Annotated in this window: 3 protein-coding genes and 1 pseudogene; 3 read left to right on the plus strand and 1 reads right to left on the minus strand. The window is 63.2% G+C overall.

What is annotated here, in order from left to right; genetic code table 11:
- Window positions 1-535, plus strand: a 535-nt coding sequence (locus ENZ75_RS29430) for an FAD-binding oxidoreductase (protein WP_164888104.1), incomplete at its 5' end; no start/stop codon positions are given.
- Window positions 536-611: 76 nt separating this feature from the next.
- On the opposite strand, the gene ENZ75_RS29435 is transcribed toward ENZ75_RS29430, so the two are convergent.
- A complete protein-coding gene (locus ENZ75_RS29435; protein WP_013528786.1) occupies window positions 612-1,037 on the minus strand; it encodes a GNAT family N-acetyltransferase in 426 nt (141 codons plus the stop codon).
- 128 nt (window positions 1,038-1,165) lie between these two features.
- Here ENZ75_RS29435 and leuD point away from each other — a divergent pair, with 128 nt between their 5' ends.
- Together leuD and ENZ75_RS29445 are read left to right on the plus strand one after the other, a co-directional pair.
- Window positions 1,166-1,771, plus strand: a complete 606-nt coding sequence (gene leuD, locus ENZ75_RS29440; protein WP_013528787.1) for a 3-isopropylmalate dehydratase small subunit — start codon at window positions 1,166-1,168, stop codon at window positions 1,769-1,771.
- A gap of 69 nt (window positions 1,772-1,840) precedes the next feature.
- Window positions 1,841-2,250 (plus strand): annotated as a pseudogene (locus tag ENZ75_RS29445) (hypothetical protein); the annotation flags it as partial.

The raw sequence follows: 2,250 nt of genomic DNA on the forward strand, positions 1-2,250 counted from the left end.
GGTGGCTGCCATGGCCGGGCTCGAGCTGCCGGTCGAGCCGCGCAAGCGCAATGTCTTCGTCTTCGAGGCGCGCGAGAAATATGCCGACATGCCGCTGCTGGTCGATCCCTCCGGCATCTATGTCCGTCCGGAAGGCTCGGTCTACCTCACCGGCGGCGCCGAACCGGAGGAAGGCGACTGCGCACCCGATCCCGGCGACTTCGAGGTAAACTGGCCACTGTTCGAAGAGGTGATCTGGCCGGTGCTGGCGACCCGTATTCCCGCCTTCGAGGCGATCAAGCCGACCCGTGCCTGGGCCGGCCACTACGACTACAACACGCTCGACCAGAACGCGGTGATCGGTCCGCATCCCGACGTCGGCAATTTCCTATTCGCCAACGGCTTTTCCGGCCACGGCCTGCAGCAGGCGCCAGCAGTGGGCAAAGCGCTGGCCGAGCTGATCGTGCATGGCGGTTATCGCACGGTGGATTGCTCGGCGTTCGGGTATGAGCGGGTGGCGGAGGGAAGGGCGTTCCGGGAATTGAATGTGATTTGAGCGGGCGAAGGGAAGGTCCTTTTTGACGCTGGCGCGAAGGATCGCCACGGTTGCGGAAGAGTATTTCGAGCGAGCCTCAGCCCTTGCGGTCGAACCAGAAGGCGTCGGCCATGCGCTTCATGCCGATACGTTCGTAGAAGCCGACGGCATCGGGCATGGAGATCAGGCTGATGGCGACCGATGGTCCAAGCTGCCGGCGCGCCTCGTCCATCAGGCCCTTGCCGATGCCGAGCCCCTGTGCCGATCGGGAAACGGCGAGTTCGGAGATGTAGCAGACCCAGGAGAAGTCGGTGATCGCCCTGATGACGCCGATCAGCGGCTTGCCCTGAATATCAAGGCGCGCGGTCAGCACCAGATTGGCGCCCGACAGCATCGCCCGCAGCCGCGCTTCATCATCGATCGGCCGTGTCTCGCCGAGGCCGGATTCGACCAGCACGCGACGGAATTCGGCGATGTCGAGCGCGGGTTCTCTTTCGTAGAGGACGTGTGCGTTTTCTGCCATGGCCGCCAGATTGCACCATCGGGCTGGCTTGTGCCACCATGCACGAACAGTTGCCTTTTATTTGCCGCCGGCTTTGTGTAAACCGGGCCTCAGCAAATTCCCCCGCAACGAAAACACGGGCAAAAACCATGGAAAAATTCACCAAGCTCACCGGCGTCGCCGCTCCGATGCCGATCGTCAATGTCGACACCGACATGATCATCCCGAAGGATTATCTCAAGACGATCAAGCGCACCGGGCTCGGCACCGGCCTGTTCGCCGAAATGCGCTACAAGGACGACGGTTCGGAAAACCCGGATTTCGTGCTCAACAAGCCGGCCTACCGCAAGGCGCAGATCCTGGTCGCCGGCGACAATTTCGGCTGCGGCTCCAGCCGAGAGCATGCGCCGTGGGCGCTGCTCGACTTCGGTATTCGCTGCGTCATCTCGACCTCGTTCGCCGACATTTTCTACAACAACTGCTTCAAGAACGGCATCCTGCCGATCACCGTCAGCCCCGAGGATCTCGAGAAGCTGATGGACGACGCCTCGCGCGGCTCCAATGCCACGGTGTCGGTAGACCTCGAAGCCAAGGAAATCCGTGGGCCGGATGGCGGCGTGGTCAAATTCGACCTCGACGACTTCAAGCGGCACTGCCTGCTCAACGGGCTCGACGATATCGGCCTGACCATGGAGAAAGCCGGCGCCATCGCTTCGTTCGAGAAGCGCAACGCCGAACAGCGCCCCTGGGCCTGAGCGGCGCGCTCCGGACGGGTGGATCTGGCCTTTCGGGCCGGTTCGCGGCGACTGAGTGGAGGGACAGTCATGACACGTTCGCTTCTTGCCGGCCTTTGCGGGCTGGCCTTGTTGCTGGGGCAAATCGCCAGCGCGTCTGCGCAGACCCAGACGCCCGCCACACAGCCGGCCCCGGCGACGGAGCAGCCGTCCGCCGATCAGGGGACGAACGCCGCCGATGCTTCCGATGACGACAAGCAGGCCCCGGTGCCATTCGAAGGCGGCACGCTGACCATCACCCAGAAGGAACAGTATGGCGAGAAGGTGCTTGCCTATGACGGCAAGCAGCTGGCCAGCAATTACGATGTCTTCTTCGACAAAATAGTCGAGGTCGGCGGCGTCAAGGTGGCGCTGTTCGATGTCGGCGACGGCGGCAACCAATGCGGGCCGGCGACGGTGATCGTCTGGAAGCCGGAAGGCGGCACGATCCAGAGCACCAC

The organism is Mesorhizobium sp. M7A.F.Ca.CA.002.04.1.1, from assembly GCF_004022805.1.
GTDB lineage: Bacteria > Pseudomonadota > Alphaproteobacteria > Rhizobiales > Rhizobiaceae > Mesorhizobium > Mesorhizobium ciceri.

Coding starts and splice junctions, on each gene's coding strand:
- ENZ75_RS29435 (WP_013528786.1), bottom strand. CDS start 1,037: ATGGCAGAAAACGCACACGTCCTCTACGAAAGAGAACCCGCGCTCGAC.
- leuD (WP_013528787.1), top strand. CDS start 1,166: ATGGAAAAATTCACCAAGCTCACCGGCGTCGCCGCTCCGATGCCGATC.